General features: G+C 43.9%; 17 protein-coding genes. All 17 read right to left on the minus strand.

What is annotated here, in order from left to right; genetic code table 11:
• Window positions 1-177: 177 nt before the first annotated feature.
• The 17 genes from ABVF09_RS00360 to ffh all read right to left on the minus strand — a co-directional run bounded on the left by ABVF09_RS00360 (window position 178) and on the right by ffh (window position 15582).
• The gene (locus tag ABVF09_RS00360; protein WP_051382034.1) at window positions 178-546 is read right to left on the minus strand and encodes a hypothetical protein; all 369 of its coding nucleotides are present in this window, start codon (window positions 544-546) and stop codon (window positions 178-180) included.
• 551 nt (window positions 547-1097) lie between these two features.
• A complete protein-coding gene (gene topA / locus ABVF09_RS00365) occupies window positions 1098-3173 on the minus strand; it encodes a type I DNA topoisomerase (RefSeq protein WP_026570374.1) in 2076 nt (691 codons plus the stop codon).
• 226 nt (window positions 3174-3399) lie between these two features.
• Window positions 3400-4269: a DNA-processing protein DprA gene (dprA, locus tag ABVF09_RS00370; RefSeq protein ID WP_371068403.1), complete on the minus strand. Its 870-nt coding sequence runs from the start codon at window positions 4267-4269 to the stop codon at window positions 3400-3402.
• Window positions 4270-4328: 59 nt separating this feature from the next.
• Window positions 4329-5231 (minus strand): succinate--CoA ligase subunit alpha, encoded by a 903-nt coding sequence (gene sucD / locus ABVF09_RS00375; RefSeq protein WP_026570376.1) that lies wholly within the window; start codon window positions 5229-5231, stop codon window positions 4329-4331.
• 92 nt (window positions 5232-5323) lie between these two features.
• A complete protein-coding gene (gene sucC / locus ABVF09_RS00380) occupies window positions 5324-6484 on the minus strand; it encodes an ADP-forming succinate--CoA ligase subunit beta (protein ID WP_026570377.1) in 1161 nt (386 codons plus the stop codon).
• Window positions 6485-6591: 107 nt separating this feature from the next.
• Window positions 6592-6861, minus strand: coding sequence for an EscU/YscU/HrcU family type III secretion system export apparatus switch protein (locus ABVF09_RS00385; RefSeq protein WP_371068404.1), 270 nt, complete (start codon window positions 6859-6861; stop codon window positions 6592-6594).
• A complete protein-coding gene (locus ABVF09_RS00390) occupies window positions 6858-8699 on the minus strand; it encodes a hypothetical protein (RefSeq protein ID WP_371068405.1) in 1842 nt (613 codons plus the stop codon). The genes ABVF09_RS00385 and ABVF09_RS00390 overlap by 4 nt, the downstream gene beginning before the upstream one ends.
• A 13-nt stretch (window positions 8700-8712) precedes the next feature.
• On the minus strand, window positions 8713-9492 hold the full coding sequence (locus ABVF09_RS00395) for a ribonuclease HII (protein WP_272914936.1): 780 nt from the start codon (window positions 9490-9492) through the stop codon (window positions 8713-8715).
• A gap of 118 nt (window positions 9493-9610) precedes the next feature.
• A complete protein-coding gene (gene ylqF, locus ABVF09_RS00400; RefSeq protein WP_153462544.1) occupies window positions 9611-10453 on the minus strand; it encodes a ribosome biogenesis GTPase YlqF in 843 nt (280 codons plus the stop codon).
• Window positions 10454-10528: 75 nt separating this feature from the next.
• Window positions 10529-11086, minus strand: coding sequence for a signal peptidase I (gene lepB, locus ABVF09_RS00405; protein ID WP_026570382.1), 558 nt, complete (start codon window positions 11084-11086; stop codon window positions 10529-10531).
• Between the two features lie 197 nt (window positions 11087-11283).
• Window positions 11284-11628, minus strand: coding sequence for a 50S ribosomal protein L19 (gene rplS / locus ABVF09_RS00410; RefSeq protein WP_026570383.1), 345 nt, complete (start codon window positions 11626-11628; stop codon window positions 11284-11286).
• 182 nt (window positions 11629-11810) lie between these two features.
• The gene (gene trmD / locus ABVF09_RS00415) at window positions 11811-12542 is read right to left on the minus strand and encodes a tRNA (guanosine(37)-N1)-methyltransferase TrmD (protein WP_026570384.1); all 732 of its coding nucleotides are present in this window, start codon (window positions 12540-12542) and stop codon (window positions 11811-11813) included.
• The gene (rimM, locus tag ABVF09_RS00420; protein ID WP_026570385.1) at window positions 12539-13057 is read right to left on the minus strand and encodes a ribosome maturation factor RimM; all 519 of its coding nucleotides are present in this window, start codon (window positions 13055-13057) and stop codon (window positions 12539-12541) included. The genes trmD and rimM overlap by 4 nt, the downstream gene beginning before the upstream one ends.
• A gap of 11 nt (window positions 13058-13068) precedes the next feature.
• Window positions 13069-13455, minus strand: a complete 387-nt coding sequence (locus ABVF09_RS00425; protein WP_026771370.1) for a YlqD family protein — start codon at window positions 13453-13455, stop codon at window positions 13069-13071.
• A 185-nt stretch (window positions 13456-13640) separates the two neighbouring features.
• Window positions 13641-13868 (minus strand): KH domain-containing protein, encoded by a 228-nt coding sequence (locus ABVF09_RS00430; RefSeq protein WP_026570387.1) that lies wholly within the window; start codon window positions 13866-13868, stop codon window positions 13641-13643.
• Between the two features lie 14 nt (window positions 13869-13882).
• Window positions 13883-14155 carry a 30S ribosomal protein S16 gene (rpsP, locus tag ABVF09_RS00435; RefSeq protein ID WP_026570388.1) on the minus strand — a complete coding sequence of 91 codons (273 nt, stop codon included), beginning with the start codon at window positions 14153-14155 and terminating at the stop codon, window positions 13883-13885.
• A gap of 83 nt (window positions 14156-14238) precedes the next feature.
• Window positions 14239-15582: a signal recognition particle protein gene (gene ffh, locus ABVF09_RS00440; RefSeq protein WP_371068406.1), complete on the minus strand. Its 1344-nt coding sequence runs from the start codon at window positions 15580-15582 to the stop codon at window positions 14239-14241.
• Window positions 15583-15587: the final 5 nt, after the last annotated feature.

Genomic DNA, 15587 nt, shown 5'->3' on the forward strand with positions numbered 1-15587 from the left:
TAAATTGTAACAAAATTCTGAATTGTGCCTTCTGTTATCCCATTGTCTTTATCATAACAGTAGGGCGGCTGTGGTTGAAAGGAATTTTCGACAACCTTCGCAACAACAGCCTGAAACTTTCCCTGTCAAGTAAAGCTTCTTACAGAACGGTAATTATAGCTGGTAAATTTACACGTGTCAACTCAAATCCTCTGGTCTGTTTTCGAGAGAAGGCATTGATTGTCTTTTTTCTTCCAAAATACCGATTTCTTCAATCTTTTGTTTTGTTTCGGGAGTCCCCAAGTCATAAATACGCTGATAAATATTTAACATCTCGTCATCATATTTTTTTCTTTCCTGGTCTGCCTTCACTTCCTGGAATGGAGCCTCATAATGTAATTCCGCTGAACGGCTTCCTGCTAAATGTTGTTCATGGAACAAATTCTCCAGGGTGAGCTTGTCTTCATAATCAGCTTCGATTTCGTATTCGACACTGTTATCATAAGCAGGGGTCGGTAGAACTTCTCCGGTATCCACCTTCACATAATATTTTTTGTTTTCAGACATATTATCCCTCCTATTCATTATTTTCATACCCTGTTCGCAGAGAAATGTAACTAAGAAGTTTTTTAGGAGGTCCATATAACAGTGTGCTTTTTTGCAGACTATCCGTTAGACGCCGGGAGGAAAAGTGGTGAAAACAGAAAGTGTACCCGCCACCAAGAAGATATATTTGATGCAACAAATGGCGCAGGCATCTGTTTAACATAATCTACAGGCAGAATGCGCACCTCCTGTGACAACCCCTGCCATACCATCAATACGCGGGAGTGACATTCTTTGCCCGGGGATAGGCGGTGCAATTAAACGGGGCAGTTCCTGCCGATAGTTAATTAAACATAGAATTGGAAATGTCAATCCTATTCGTTCGTTTTTTTCTTAAGAATTCAATTAAACTTCTTTTTTTCCTGTTACTTGATGCGCGCTTCGTATCGGAGTGGAACACGATTCATCAGAGAAAGATAAGAATGGTTTGCTTTTTTTAACAAAAACCGAACGAATTAATCGTTCGGTTTCTATGTTGGTCGCTATGCTTTTGTCTCAAGCTTTTTCTTTCATCAATTTTGTGTCTCTTCCTTATAGTCACAATTCGTGCATTGTATCTGTGTACCTTTTTTCGATTTTTTCTCTACCAGCAAGGAATCGCATTTTGGACATGGACGAGCAATCGGCTTATCCCAAGAAATAAAATCACACTCTGGATAACGATCGCATCCGTAGAAGGTACGGCGTTTTTTCGATTTTCTTTCGACAACATTTCCTTCTTTACATTTTGGGCACTTTACCCCGATTTCCTTGAGGATAGGCTTTGTATTCCGGCACTCTGGAAAATTCGAACAAGCTAAGAACTTGCCGTATCTCCCCATTTTGTAGACCATTTCATGACCACAGTTTTCACAATCGATACCAGCCGGTTCATCTTTGATCTCTACCTTTTCCATTTCCTCTTCCGCTTTTTTCAGCCGTTTATCAAACCCTTCATAAAATGCATCAAGAATCTTGATCCACTCCGTTTTCCCATCTTCAATGGAATCCAGGTCACTTTCCATTTTAACAGTGAAATCCACGTCGATTATTTCCGGAAAAAATTCACTCAACAAATCGGTGACAATTTCACCGAGTTCGGTAGGTACAAATCGCTTATTATCGAGGGTGACATAGCCTCTTCGCTGAATCGTATCCAACGTAGGCGCATATGTCGATGGCCTCCCCAGCCCTTGTTCTTCCATTGTTTTGACTAATCGTGCTTCTGTATACCTGGGCGGCGGCTGAGTAAAGTGTTGATTGGGACGGATTTCTTCGGCTTTTATTGCCATCCCTTCCTCCAAATCCGGGAGTAGCTTATCTTCTTCTTTTTTATTATCATCCCGGCCCTCGATATAAACTTTCATGAACCCTTTGAATTTCACTTTAGAGCCTGTGGCTCGAAATTCGACCCCTTGATTGACAAGGTGAACGGTCATGGTATCCATCACCGCCGGAGCCATTTGACTGGCAGCGAAACGATCCCATATCAACTTGTAAAGACGATACTGATCCCTGGATAATATGCTTTTCAGCGACTTAGGATCCCGGTTAATCGAAGTTGGGCGGATTGCCTCGTGTGCGTCTTGAGCTCCTTCCGCATTCTTGTTCTTTTTATTGGAACCCAGATACTCTTTTCCAAAGTTCTCTTCGATGTAGGAAGCTGCCTCTTTCTTCGCGGTTTCCGATATCCGTGTGGAATCGGTTCTCATGTAAGTGATCAAACCTGTGATGCCTTGTTTCTTACCGAGGTCTATCCCTTCATACAACTGTTGAGCGACCATCATCGTTTTTCGGGCACGGAAATTCAATTTTCTTGCTGCTTCCTGTTGAAGCGAAGATGTCGTGAACGGCTGTGCCGGATTCCGTTTACGTTCCCGCTTATTTACTTTGTCGACGTTGAACTCTTTTCCTTTTAAGGTTGCAAGAACTCGATCCACTTCCTCTTTGGTGCCCAGTTCCTGTTTTTTTCCATCGATTCCATAAAAGGCACCTTCAAAGGTATCTTTGTCCTTCAAGAAATCGGCCTCTATCGACCAGTATTCTTCAGGTTGAAAGTTGTTGATCTCTCTTTCACGCTCGATGATCATTTTGACGGCCACCGATTGAACCCGTCCGGCACTCAGTCCTTTTTTTACTTTCTTCCATAAAAGTGGACTAATGTTGTAACCGACCAATCTATCCAGAATTCTTCGGGCCTGCTGTGCGTCTACCAAGTCCATATCGATCGAGCGCGGATGTTTGAAAGATTCCTTGATTGCATCCTTGGTAATCTCATTGAAAACGACACGGCAGTCCGAATTTTCATCAATATCCAAACTATGGGCAAGATGCCAGGCGATGGCTTCCCCTTCCCTGTCCGGGTCGGCAGCAAGGTATACTTTTTTTGCTTTTTTTGCAGCACTCTTCAGTTCTTTCAAAACCGGTCCTTTGCCGCGTATGGTTATATATTTTGGTTCAAATGAATTTTCTACATTGATTCCCGTTTGACTTTTTGGTAAATCCCGCACATGCCCCATTGACGCTTTCACTTGATACTTCTTCCCCAAGTAACGTTCAATTGTTTTGGCTTTTGCAGGAGATTCTACAATTACAAGATAATCTGCCATGTTTGTTCCTCCCAAGAGGTATTCTGTCTCTATGTTCAGTAATGATTTTCATGTTTCATGTGTTATTTTGCTGCATTGTCAAAAACTGCAAATGTTTTCTTTGATAAATCTTCCCTATTATTAAATACTTTTTTATGATTTGTCAAACATACAAGTAGTTTTGTTTAGAAAAATCGAAAGCGATTTCTTTTAATTTTGACACAATTCGACTTGTTTTGCTACTTTTTCACTGCCATTCTTCTAGTATATCATAGGTCTTTCGTACTAATTTGGCGCCGTCTTGAATCATTTTATTGCAACCATCTGTTTCAGATTGTGTCGGTGAACCGGGAATGGCAAAGACTTCCCTTCCCTGGTCCAGTGCCTGATCCACTGTTATCAAACTTCCGCTTCTTTCCTTAGCTTCTACCACCAATGTGCCAAATGTCAAACCACTTATGATCCGGTTTCTTTCCGGAAAATGGTGACGGCGGGGCGGGCTGCCCGGTGGATACTCGGAAATGACAAGCTGTGTTTTAGATAATGTGCGGAACAAGCTTGTATTTGATTTTGGATAAACATGCTGAAACCCTCCACCGAGGACGGCTATCGTCTTCCCTTTGGAGCTTAGTGCCAGGCGATGGGCCATTGCATCTATTCCGATTGCCATTCCACTGACAATCAGCCAATTGTCTTTGATCAAAGGGGTGAGGATACTATTCATTTTAGAGTAGGCTTCATTTGTAGGCTTACGTGTGCCGACCACACTTAAGGAGGGAGTATGGGAAAGTAAATCGATATCACCGCATAAATACAATACTAGGGGACGATCAGGAATGTTTCGTAACATGGCGGGAAAAGCGTTGTCGAGGATAGTGACAGTTTGATATGTTTCCAAGTCTTTTCGTAGTTGCAAGTATACCCGGGAAGAATGGAGATCTTGATAAATAGTGGATGAACGATGGTAAGGAAGGAAAAACAGCTTGCGGAAATCATCCATTGAATATTTATACAATCCTTCCAGTGCAGGATCATGTTCAAGCATCTTTTTGATCAACGATCTGGTGACTCCACTACACCGATGCAAATGGAGTAACTTCAGACGGGTTTCTTTCACAAAGAACCACCTCTTTTTAAAAAGCCGGCCCAAGCGCAAAGCTCGAGCCAGCAATTTTCTTAATGGGTTTTACATTTATCATGCAATCCTTTATCCTTAAGAACGCCAATCAGGGTTTCTCCCATGACTGCAGGCGTTTCGGCAACCTGGATTCCACAATCGTTCATTACTTTGATTTTTTCATCAGCCGTTCCTTTACCACCGGAAATGATTGCTCCGGCATGACCCATTCTTTTTCCCGGAGGTGCTGTAGCGCCACCGATAAAGCCTACTACAGGTTTCGACATGTTAGCCTTTACCCACTCGGCTGCTTCTTCTTCCGCAGTCCCTCCGATTTCCCCGATCATCATGACTGCTTCCGTATCCGGGTCTTCATTGAAAGCTTTGAGTACATCGATAAAATCGGTTCCGTTTACAGGATCCCCGCCTATTCCGACAGCAGTGGATTGTCCGAATCCTTGCTCCGACAACTGATGAACTGCTTCATAGGTCAACGTGCCGGAACGAGAGACAACTCCGATATGCCCTTTCTTATGGATATAACCAGGCATGATACCGATTTTGCATTCCTCCGGTGTGATGACTCCCGGACAGTTCGGCCCTACCAGTCTCGTTTTCTTTCCTTCCATATAACGTTTTACCTTTACCATATCCATTACAGGAATGTGTTCAGTAATGCAAATAGCAAGATCCAACTCGGCGTCAACCGCTTCCATAATAGCGTCAGCAGCAAACGGCGCAGGTACATAAATGACAGAAGCATTGGCACCTGTTTGTTCAACGGCTTCCTGTACCGTGTCGAACACCGGTACTCCCTCGACTTCCGTGCCGCCTTTTTTAGGAGTCACCCCGCCGACGATTTTAGTTCCGTAATCCAGCATTTGCTTTGTATGGAAAAGTGCTGTAGAGCCTGTAATACCTTGCACGATTACTTTGGTATCTTTGTTAACAAATACGCTCATCTTCGTCCGTCCTTTCTGATATTTACTAGCCGGTTCCAAGCCTTAACTAGGACAATAAATAGTTGATGGTTCCGGAATTGTCTTCTTGCACATTACTTAACTGACGATACGATTTTTTCTGCGCCGTCAGCCATCGATTCTGCTGCAGTGATGTTCAGTCCGGAATCAGCGAGAATTTTCTTGCCCAGATCCACGTTGGTTCCTTCCAAGCGGACAACAAGCGGAATCTCCAGTCCTACTTGTTTGGTTGCTTCGACAACACCTTCTGCGATGACATCACATTTCATAATTCCACCGAAGATGTTGACCAGAATACCTTTGACATTCGAATCAGACAGAATGATTTTAAAAGCTTCTGTGACTTTTTCAGCAGTTGCGCCGCCCCCTACATCAAGGAAGTTCGCCGGATCGCCGCCATAATGCTTGATAATATCCATCGTAGCCATGGCCAAGCCAGCTCCATTGACCATACATCCTATGTTTCCATCAAGTGCAATATAGCTAAGGTCGTGTTTGGAAGCTTCGATCTCTTTTTCATCTTCTTCATCCAAATCGCGGTATTCAGCAACGTCTTTCTGGCGAAATACAGCGTTATCATCAAAGTTCAGTTTAGCATCCAAAGCGAGAACATCTCCATCGCCCGTTGTTACAAGTGGATTGATTTCTGCAATCGAACAATCTTTTTCTTCAAAAACGGTATAAAGTCCAAGCATAAATTTAACCGCTTTTGATAAATATTCTTTTGGAATGTTGATGTTGAACGCCAGTCGTCTTGCCTGGAAAGGAGTCAAACCGACAACGGGATCGATGACTTCTTTAAAGATTTTTTCTGGTGTCTCAGCTGCCACTTCCTCGATTTCGGTACCGCCTTCTTCAGAAGCCATCATGGTTACGCGCGAAGTTGCACGATCCAGAACCAACCCGACATAATATTCTTTCTTAATATCGCAGCCTTCTTCGATTAGTAAACGCTTAACTTCTTTGCCTTCAGGGCCTGTCTGGTGTGTAACCAAAGTCTTACCGAGAATCTCCTCGGCATATGTACGGACTTCGTCCAGGTTCTTTGCAACCTTGACCCCGCCAGCTTTCCCTCGGCCGCCTGCATGGATCTGAGCTTTTACAACGGATACGTTGCTGCCAAGTGCCTTTGCGGCTTCAACTGCTTCATCTACCGTATAAGCAACACGGCCATTGGGCACTGCCACGCCGTATTTTCGCAATAGTTCTTTGCCTTGATACTCGTGAATGTTCATCTTCCATCCTCCCATCAAAATTTCACTGCAAATCCATTGTATAAAAAAACGTCATAAATTGTCTACACATTACCATCACTTATCGATAGATTGCTTTGATACCAGTTTCATAGTTTCCGGTCCGCCCGGTATACAAAAGCGAACACTTCCGCTACCGCCTGGTACAGTTCTTCTGGTATCGTTTCATTGATATTCAGCTCTGCCAGCAACTCTACCAAAGTCGAATCCTCCTGAATAGGAACATCGGCCGCTTCAGCTTTTGCGATGATATTGTCGGCAACATACCCTTTTCCCGCAGCTGTCACTTTGGGTGCAGCAGCTTTGTCGCCCTCATACCTTAATGCTGCTGCTTTTCTTTTTGGTGACTGAGACTTCATATGCGGAAATCCACTCCTTGTTTTCGATTCCATTCAGTTTGTGCAGCTTGAACCAGGCTGCCGGTATCTGATTCCTCAAAAGGCTTCCACTGGACAGAGGTTAAGTGGTAATCCAGTTTCTCCAATCCTTCATGCAGTTTATTTTTCAGTAGAGGAAAAAGCTTTTCCAACTGCTGATTCTCGTTAAACACAGTGATGCGGACCATTCGTTTTTGAATTTGCATATCGATAACCGTTTCCTTCATTTTCTCCAGGTCCAGATAAAAAACAATGTGACAAAAATCAGGGTTTATTTTTCCTGTTTCATCTTTGTTCCCTTCAAAGTCGATTTGGATGTCATTTTGCACCCCGATATGGTCCCCGGGAAGCATTAAATGGACTTGGACTGTATTAACCGTCTCCTGGTGATGGGTCAACTGCAGACCATTCAAGTAATGAAGCAATCCTTCAAACTTCTCGGGGGTCTTATTTCCCCCATCGTAGATTGCTTGAAGGAGAATCGATTTCAACGTTTGCTCTTTCATCGGCATTTCAGCAAGCTGATTGTTCAATAGATTATTCTCATGGTTCACCCCTGAAAAAAGAAAGACCTGTTCCAGCTTTCTCAGAAAGTATTGCTTTGGATCTGAAAGCAGCAGAGTCTGTCCCTCTGTAGAATCGGACAGTAGTTGTAGCAGCAAGTTCGCTGAAGTCTTGGGAAGCTGCCGATCGATCACCTGTCTGACAAGCTCTATATTTTCACGGGCGGGCAAGTCATTGACGATGAGTTGACGGATAGCTTCCGTAAACTTTTGCGGCAAATGTGTCGAAATGCTAGACAAAAAGTCACTTTTAGAAAGCTGATTCTGCAAGGATGCCATTTTTTGCTTTTCAACTGATGTGAGCTCTGCCTTGACTTGACTTTCTGCCAGGTCTGTCAGTGATACCAATAGCTCTTGAAAACTTTTGGAATGGGATAATTGCATTTGTTGCAATTGATGAAGCCCCTTGGCCACTTCACGAGGTTCCATGTATAAGGCAGGCGTAGCATTCATCTGACCAGTTGACGACTGTGACGTTTTCCAGGAGTTCAGCACTTCTGAATTGGTGGTGGATTCATTTACAACACCAGACTTCCTCAAAACCTGCAGCAAAGTTGTTTCCCCTCTTTTTCTTTCTTCCTGTATTTCCGTTTGCAATAGTTCCATCAGTGGATCGCTTTTTTGGTAGGTGAAACCATTCAACCGATTTGTCAGCGCTTCTCGTAATGTCTGGGAGACCTTATCCCCACTCAGCAGAAATTGGTTGTCGGCCAGCAAAACGCCAAACTGCTGCTGCTTTTTCGCCTGTACTGCTTGGAGAACAGATTCAGTAAGGGGGAGTTTACGGGAAATCATTTCGACAATGAGAGAACGGGCTGCAGATTTGTTCCCCTGACCTTCCATTAGTTGAAATGCCTGAAGAATGGTCTCTTTTTGAAAAGGCAACTTCTTACTTAAGAGTTGACTTAACAGCGCTGTCCTTTCTTTTGTGTTTTTTATCCCCAATTCTTCCAATAAAGCAGCAATACCCTGACTCGATTGATCGGCGGCTGTTCTATTGGAAATGACTTTCAGGCGGATCACCTCTCCGACAGTGGCAACCTGGAACCAGTACTTCCCATTAGCGGTCAACGGGGCTTCAAGCTGTGCTATCATTTGCTTTCCGCCAAATTGAATAGATGCCTTTTGATCCGGATAAAGTTTCACTACTTTCCCTGCCAATATTTGGCCTGGTTTAACCTTGGAAGCTGCCTGAAAATTATTCTGGCTATGTAAGTTGTTGAATAGTTTAGCAGCGACTTGATTCATCGAAGGCATCTTCTTCCCCCTCTCACTCTACGATTTGCTCACGGACCGGCGAGAAACTCTTCCTATGGCAAGGCGCTGCACCGTATGTTTTCAATGCTTCCAAGTGCGCTTTCGTGCCATAACCTTTGTTTGATTTGAATTGGTACATCGGATAACGATCGTCCAACGAGTCCATCATCCGATCTCTGGTCACCTTGGCAAGGATACTTGCTGCAGCAATCGAAATACTTTTTTGGTCCCCTTTTATGATTGCTTCGACTGTACATGGTACTCCATCGAGTGGAACAGCATCTACGAGAATATGATCTGGTTGAAAAGCGAGTCCCTCCACTGCCTTCCGCATAGCGTGCTTGGAAGCCTGATAAATATTGAGCTTGTCGATTTCCCCGCTTTCAACGACTCCTATTCCGTAAGCCTCTGCATGTTGAATGATATAATGGTAATAGTCCTCCCGGGTCTGTTCATTCAATTGTTTGGAGTCATTCAAACCAGGCAGGTAGAAAGATTCCCCCAGAATGACCGCTGCAGCGACAACAGGACCTGCCAATGGGCCCCTACCTGCTTCATCGATACCTGCTACCATATTACCGAGCTGATGATGTTTTTTTTCAAACACACTCATTTTCACAAAGAGCTCCTGCAGCATGAATTGTTTTTGTTTTCGTTTTTGATAGCCTGCTATTAATTTATGTACTCCCTTACGGTCATCTTGCTTCAACTCGTCAAGAAACGAGTCAGAAACTTGATCCGCTTCCAAGAGCTCCCTGATTTCAGATATTTTCATATCGGATACCAAATTCAATTCCCCCATATCCTTTATATCGACTATATTTTCTGGTAGTGAAGCACAAAAGACATCCACATTACGGATGCCTTTTACAAAACATTTGATCTGGCGAACGCTTTTTGGTCCAATTCTCTTATTCAGGACCCTCTAAAGTCAATCTGCCCAGCCGGCCAGACCGCAGATCCCGTATGATCACTTCTGCCGTTTTCTCGAAATTGACCCTTCCTCCACTTTCCAGACAACCTCTGGAGCCGCCTATTTTTTCAAAGATGACTCCCATGTCATTTTCCTCTTCTAATCCATATCGCTCATGAAGCAGAGAAGGGTAAGCTTCTTTTAGATAGTTGACAATAAAAGCTGCAATATCTTCTTTCGGCAGCAATTGATCTTTAATCGTTCCGATAGCAGCCAGACGATAGCCGACCAGTTCATCTTCGAATTTCGGCCATAAAATACCCGGTGTATCCAGTAGTTCAAAGTCCTTCTTCACCTTTATCCACTGCTGGCTGGTGGTCACTCCAGGCCTGTCTCCGGTTTTAGCTATTTTCCTGTTCACCAGCCGGTTAATCAGTGTTGATTTACCCACGTTCGGAATTCCCAGGATCATTGCTCTGGACGCCCTCGGCCTGACTCCCTTTTTTATTAGCTTTTCCTGTTTTTCTTTGCCCATCTCTTTGGCTGCAGCGATTACCAGCTGTACATCTTGCTTGTTCTGCACATCCACTGCAACTGATTTGATTCCTTCTGTCTCGAAGCGATCCATCCACAGACGAGTGATTGCGGGATCAGCTAAATCCTTTTTCATCAATACACGCATGCGAGGCTTGTTTTGCAATACCTCTTGCAGCATGGGATTTTGTGAGGAATCCGGCACCCGGGCATCAACCAATTCGATAACAAAATCCACTAATTTAAGTTTTTCCTGAACTTCTCGTTTGGCTTTTGCCATATGTCCTGGAAACCATTGAATTGTCATAGTATCCCACCTATTCCTTTCCATCTCTATCAAGAAAAAGCGAAGACGGTTGCGTTCATTATTACCTTTACGCTGTTACGTAAATAAACGGAATCGGTCGAACGGCCAATATAATAACTGGACTTCACCTACCAGTTGATCATAAGAAATCATTCCCAGCAAACGACTGTCCGTTGAGTTGCCCCGGTTGTCACCAAGCACCAATAAATGATTTTCCGGCACCTCCTCATATCCGCCCGGCAATTCTTCCAGGCTGAAGTCGACGGTATAGTGCTGGTTGCCCTCCATCATTTGCTTCGCTGACTCTAAAAAGGGCTCTTCCACTGCTTCTCCATTTATATAAAGGGTGTCATCTTTCACCTCTACATGGTCGCCCGGTACTCCTATGACCCGCTTTATATAGTCTTTTTGAGCCGTGGCATGAAACACGACGATATCGAATCTATCCGGCTCACCAACTAGATAATTGAACTTGTTCACAATCATATGGTCTCCATTATGCAACGTAGGCAGCATGGACGGTCCATCTACTACAATTGGAGCGAACAAAAACATCCTGACGATGACAGCCAGCAACCCGGCAATCAAAAGCGCCTTCACCCAATCCAGCCATTCATTCTTTTTTTTGGCCATTATCTTCCCTCCATAAAACAGCTATTCCTGAACTTCTTTTTGTCCGGCTTAGAGAAATAATCGTTCGCCAGATGACCTTATACACCATCCGATTGCTGATTTACCAATGTATGATAGTTTTCACCAAACCGGTCTAAATACCTATTTTAAGTAGAAAAAAGGAGCTTGACTTTTCAAGCTCCTTTCCTGCATTCAAATTAGCGAATTTCTTTAATACGTGCAGCTTTACCACGCAGGTTGCGTAGATAGTAAAGTTTCGCACGACGTACTTTACCGCGGCGGCTCACTTCAATCTTGTCAATGCGCGGTGAATGTACTGGAAAAGTACGTTCAACGCCTACGCCGTAAGAAATCTTACGAACAGTGAAAGTTTCGCTGATTCCGCCGTTTTGACGCTTGATAACAACGCCTTCGAAAACCTGGATACGCTCACGGTTTCCTTCCACGACTTTAACGTGGACTTTTACCGTGTCACCAGGGCGAAAATCAGGATGATCAGTGCGAAGCTGTTCTTTTGTCACTTCTTCAAGAATATGTTGCATCCTGTTACACTCCTTCCAAACCAATGTTCTTAACTTAAGAATAAAGAAAGCGGAACATTGTTTATCCTGCTTAAACTTTTGTTTAAGCACAACAAATAATATATCATATCCAATGGTCTACTTCAACTATTTATTCATGATTACCGGAAATAGAATCAATCAACGACCAGCAGCTTCACCCTTCACTTGTCATCCAAGCTTTCCAGCCATTGTCTATCCTTCTCGGTTAACGGATAATCGTCAAGCAAATCCTTACGCCGCTGATAAGTTCTTTTCAAGGATTGCTGGCGTCTCCATTCCTCAATTTTGCCGTGGTTTCCCGATACCAGCACGTCCGGTACCCGCATCCCACGAAAGTCGAGCGGTCTGGTATAATGTGGATGCTCCAGCAGACCAGTGGAAAACGAATCTTCCTGAGCGGATGATTCATTACCCAGAACGTCTGGAAGCAATCGGACCACACTGTCAACAACAACCATCGCCCCCAATTCTCCGCCAGTCAGCACATAATCACCGATCGATATTTCATCGGTCGCGATATGTTCCCGAATCCTTTCGTCATAACCTTCATAATGACCACATATAAAAATTAAATGCTCCTCGTTTGCAAGTTCCATCGCCTTTGCCTGATTAAAAGTCTCACCTTGAGGACTCATGAGCACGACACGCGGTTTCACGGATGCTTCCGATGACAGATGTTCCACAGCATCAAACAAGGGTTGAGGGGTGAGAACCATACCCGCTCCGCCTCCATATGGATAATCATCCACCTTTTTATGCTTGTTTTTCGAATACTCACGGAAATTGACCAGGCGATATTGAAACACATCCGATTCCTGTGCTTTTTTTAATATCGAATGGTTCATTACTCCATCAAACATTTCAGGAAACAGTGTCAGTATATCTATTTTCATTCGTCAAGCAGTCCCTCCATCGGCTCTATGATGACCCGCTTATGAGCGACATCAATGGTTTTAACAATATCCTCTATATAAGGAATCAATAAATCCTTTTTTCCTTTTCTGCTGGCCACCCATACATCGTTGGCACCTGGGGAAAGAATCTCTTTGATTTTTCCCACCTGATCACCATCCGTGGTATGAACTTCACAGCCGATGATTTCATGGTAATAAAATTCGCCTTCTTCCAAAGGCGCCAGTTGCTCCTCCTTTATTCGCAACAGGCCATCTTTCAAATTTTCTGCATCATTAAGAGAATCATATCCGTTAAAGTGCAATAAATCGAAGTTTTTATGTCTGCGGTGACCATCGACAGTGAGGGCTACCGGGCTCCCTTTTCCATCAGACCAGTATAACCTGCTACCGATTTCAAACCGCTCATCAAAATCGGTAATCCGGACTACTTTTACCTCTCCCTTAATACCGTGGGTGTTTACAATTTTTCCAACATTGAACATTTGTTCGCTCATATCTTCACCTGCTATGTAATTTGAATCACGATGCCATCTTTGACGATAATTGCTTTGTTATCGGAGATGTCACCCCAGTTTAATCCTTCTTCAACCTCAACAAGAGTTTCAACTTCTTCTTCTGTTATTTCACTGCCAATAGGCAGGATTACCAATTGTTCCAATTGAAATTCAATCCACTTGATCTTGTCTTTGCGTCGTTTAATTTCCTGTTGGAACCGTTTTGCCACTTCATGCTTGGAAACCCCTTTTTTATTTTGTAGTTTCCGTTGTTCAAACTGCAATTGTTGACACTCTTGTTCAAGCTGCTGTTTATTTTGGTTGAACTGTTCCGCCAGGCTTTCCTTGCTTCTCTCCGTGATTACCTGCTTGACAGGAATCTTCCGAATAATTTTCAATAACAGCCCCTGCCTTTCCGCCATATTGTCCAAACCATATCCGTGACTTGAAAGGATTACCGGTCGTACTGTACAAAAGACCTGTAAAAGCTGTCCCCTGGAGCAGGCTTGTTCTAGAGAGGCAGTGAAAGGATGACAACTTTTTTGAATTTGGAAAAAAGGGAAAGGTTTTCCCCTTCCCCTTTTCACATGATATCCAAATAGATTCGCTTTGTTTCGGCTGAACCGGCAGCATAGACCACCGTCCGGACAGCTTTTGCGATTCGTCCGTTTTTTCCGATCACTTTTCCGACATCATCCTGGTTGACAGTCAAATGGTAAGTCAATCTATCATCTTCTTCCTTGACTGTCACCTGGACATCTTCCGGATGATCAACCAACGGAGCCACCATCGTTTCGATTAAGGCTTTCATGATATCACTCTACTTTACTTTTGGTTTTTCGTATCGTGGAATTTCGTCATGATGCCTTGCTTTGAGAAAAGGTTGCGAACTGTATCACTAGGCTTAGCGCCTTTAGTCATCCAATCAAGCGCCTTTTCTTCATCTAGTTTTACTTCAACCGGGTTGGCTACCGGATTGTAAGTGCCAATTTGTTCAATAAAACGTCCGTCACGAGGAGAACGTGAATCAGCTACTACTACGCGGTAAAATGGATTTCTTTTTGAACCCATACGCTTTAAACGAATTTTAACAGCCATGTCTTGCACCTCCATTATTAAATATTGCTTATCACAAGTTTAGATTCTATCAGATGTTCATTTGTCTGTAAAGTGTTTTTCCATTACATGAATGGAAATTTCATTCCTTTGCCTTTTTTGCCCTTTTGCATGTTGGTCATCTGCTTCATCATTTTCTTCATTTCTTCAAATTGTTTGAGAAGACGATTGACCTCTGACACCGATCTTCCGGCACCTTTGGCAATCCGCTTCTTCCGGCTGGCATTCATGACGCCAGGATCCTGACGTTCTTGTTTTGTCATGGATTGAATGATTGCTTCGACATGGGAAAGCTGTTTCTCGTCGAATTGAACATTTTTCAATCCCTTCATTTTGTTTGCGCCGGGGAGCATCCCGATTAAGTCTTCCAGTGGTCCCATGTTACGGACCTGGCCCATCTGTTCCAGGAAGTCGTCAAAGGTGAAGGAAGCGGATCGCATCTTTTCTTCCAATTCCTTCGCCTTATTCTGGTCCACTGTATCCTGTGCTTTCTCGATGAGCGACAGAACGTCTCCCATTCCCAGGATTCTTGAAGCCATCCGTTCTGGATGGAATGCCTCAAGCTCATCCAGTTTTTCACCCATTCCGGCAAATTTTATCGGTTTATTTGTAACTGCTTTTATCGACAGGGCAGCACCGCCACGGGTATCGCCATCCAACTTCGTCAATACCACTCCTGTGACGTCCAGTTGTTCATTGAAGCTTTCCGCTACATTGACAGCATCTTGTCCTGTCATTGCATCGACAACCAAAAAGATTTCATCCGGATTTACATTGGACTTGATTTGCTCCAATTCATCCATTAAATCGTTGTCGACATGAAGGCGGCCAGCCGTGTCGATGATAACATAATCCTGATGTTCGGCCTTTGCCTGTTCTATAGCCTGATTGGCGATGTCGACCGGATTTGCTTCCGTTCCCAAGGAGAACACCGGCATGTTCAATTGCTTACCCAGTGTTTCCAACTGGTTGATTGCTGCCGGTCGATAAACATCCGCTGCAACCAAAAGCGGATTTCGATTATATTTTTTACGGAGCAAGTTGGCAAGCTTGCCGGTGGTTGTCGTTTTACCTGCTCCCTGAAGCCCCACCATCATTATGACGGTAGGAGGTCGGTCGGCTACTGCTATTTTGCTCTGTTCGCCGCCCATCAACTCTGTCAGTTCGTCCTTTACTACCTTGATAACCTGCTGGCCGGGCGTCAGACTTTCCATTACTTCCTGCCCGACTGCGCGTTCTTTTATGCGTTTGACAAAATCTTTCACGACTTTGAAATTGACGTCTGCTTCCAATAAAGCAAGCCGTACTTCTCTTGTCATTTCCTTTACGTCCTGCTCGGTGACTTTCCCTTTTCCTTTAATGCGCTGGATTGTCCCTTGCAGGCGTTCGGCCAAGCCTTCAAATGCCATAGAAG

The organism is Sediminibacillus sp. JSM 1682029, assembly GCF_041366435.1.
GTDB classification, from domain to species: Bacteria; Bacillota; Bacilli; order Bacillales; family Amphibacillaceae; genus Sediminibacillus; species Sediminibacillus terrae.